At 50.0% G+C, this 2,422-nt stretch carries 2 protein-coding genes; both read right to left on the bottom strand.

Going from position 1 to position 2,422, the window contains the following annotated elements; genetic code table 11:
• A partial coding sequence (locus F4Y39_02935; GenBank protein ID MYC12660.1) for a hypothetical protein occupies positions 1 to 1,671 on the bottom strand: 1,671 nt, incomplete at its 3' end.
• 28 nt (positions 1,672 to 1,699) lie between these two features.
• The coding region (locus tag F4Y39_02930; GenBank protein ID MYC12659.1) for a redoxin domain-containing protein at positions 1,700 to 2,422 on the bottom strand (723 nt) is incomplete at its 5' end.

The raw sequence follows: 2,422 nt of genomic DNA, 5'->3' as shown, positions 1-2,422 counted from the left end.
GGACACATCCGAGATGCTGTTGTTGTCAAGATCCAGCCGTTCCAGCCTGGTCAATCTTGATATAGCACCAGATAGTGCAGAAAGGTCCGAGATTGAGTTGCCGCCAAGATCCAGCCTTCTCAGGTTGGTCAAGCCCGATAAGGGCGAGAAGTCGGAAATATGGTTACTATTAACATAACCCTCACCAGACACAAACTCTGTACCGAGGTTCAAACTCGTCAGACTGGTTGCCAACTCAAGCCCGTTCAAGTCCCTGATGTTCGAGTTCGGAGCTTCAAGTTCTGACAAAAATGTCATCTCAAAATCGGTGATCGGAGCATCTGATGTCTTGCCCATAGCGATCTTAATCGCCGCACGCAAGTTGGGATCCGGGATATCTGCTACTGACAGGTTGAACAGGCGCGACAGTACTGACCTGTCCCCGATCATAGTACCGTCGTAAAGACTCAAAAATGTCAGGTTGGTTAGACTTGATAGAGGTGTGATGTCCGAGATACTATTATAGGCAAGGTTCAGCGATGTCAGGTTGGTTAAGCCCGACAACGGCGAGATATCTGAGAATAAATTGCTGGAAAGAATCAGCAATGTCAGGTTGGTTAAGCCCGACAACGGCGAGATATCTGTGATGGTATTATAGGAAAGAATCAGCGTTGTCAGGTTGGTTAGACTTGATAGAGGTGTGAGGTCCGAGATACTATTATCGGAAAGAATCAGCGTTGTCAGGTTGGTTAAGCCCGACAGAGGTGTGAGGTCCTGGATGATATTATCGGAAAGGTCCAGCCGCGTCAGACGGGTAGCAAACTCAAGTCCTGTCAAGTCTCTGATATTCGCATTCGGTGCCTCAAGGCTTGTCAAACTCGCCATCTCTGCCCTGCTGATCGACGCACCTCTCGCCTTACCCAGTGCGATCTCGATTTCTGCGCTCAGATTCGCATCCGGAATGGTAACTATCCCTGTACTGCCATCGTCAGACGTAGATATCTCTTTGCCAAAACTGCTGCTAAAGAGCAGAAAATCGCCAAAACCAATCGCACCATCGCTGTCCAGGTCGTACTTCGCTTCATATTGTCCATCGCCCTGACGTGCCCCAAACTGACCCGCAAACGCCAAAAAGTCGGCAAAATTAACCACACTATCGCCATTAAAGTCTGGCGTAACGGCTTGAAACTGTAACTCAACGCGCACATCCATGATTACAGTCTCAAATTGCCCACCCCGACTGAGTTCTGCACGCACCAACCGAATCGCCGTGCCCGAAAATGCGGCTGTCGTGCGAAAGCGAACGGTACCCACCAGACCGCTATTGGCAGTTGCTTGACCACCCAAAGATGCAATGCCTATTTCAACAAAACCTGTACCTTCCTCTGGGAGTGCCTGAGCATTGGGTAAGACTACATCGCTGGCATCAAAGCCCCTGTACACAACCTGCGTGGCATCGTATTCAAAGCGCGCAGCAAGGCCGTTCGCATTCTGAATACCTGTGCCAAATATCTGAATGGTGACAATCTGGTCTGTGGACATATAGACAGATGTGACCGCTTGATCGCCCGCCGCACCATTTACATCCAGCGAGAGGGAAAAGCTATTTTGTGCCGAAAGAGACAGTGGGGACATCAGAAGTGCGAGTATTGATAAAATTGACAGAACTCTATTCCGCATCGGTTTCTCCATGAGTTACAAATTTTAATGCTAACCGCCTTTAATTATTAATCGCCTGTCGCGCCGCTGCCAGGAACGTTTCGTAATTCCGAGAACCGCGCAACACGCGGACAATCACACCCTTGGCGTCCAGGAACAGCGAGGTGGGATAGGACGAGACCTCATACGCATTGCGCGCTTCTCCTGTCGAGTCGAGAACAAAAGTCCAGGTATAGCCATATCTTCTGATAAAACGCAGTTCCTGGATGCGCGTGTCTCGTACGCCAATGCCGACGATCTGAATGGAGTCGGCCATGGTATCTTGCAACTTTTGTATATCGGGCATTTCGGCAACACAGGGACCACACCAGGTTCCCCAGAAGTTGAGAAACACGGGTTTGCCGCGCTGTGCATAGAGATTGAACGATTCGCCAGTGAGGGTTCTCAGCGTAAAATCAGGGGCTTGCATCCCAACTCGAATGCCAACGGGAGCGTCGGTGGTTGGCGGAGGGGGTGCGATTGTCTGCCCGTAGAACTGGGCAAAAATGACAAAGTCCTGAAAGGTGACTGCGCCATCCCCGTTCAAGTCAAACCGGGTCTGGGTTGTCCCATAGCCCTGTGAAAAGGCGATAAAATCGGCAAAATCCACTTTGCCGCTGTTATTGAAATCACAATCTGATGCGGTTGGCGCTGCGTGTACATAGGCAGGCAGGAGCAGGAAAATCAATGTCATGACATACTTAAACATGAGCATACCTCCAGAAAATACGGGCATATTCATTTC

Source organism: Gemmatimonadota bacterium (assembly GCA_009838845.1).
Lineage (GTDB): Bacteria > Latescibacterota > UBA2968 > UBA2968 > UBA2968 > VXRD01.
Note: the sequence above shows the minus strand (reverse complement) of the source record. Positions and strands in the feature narration are given on the sequence as shown.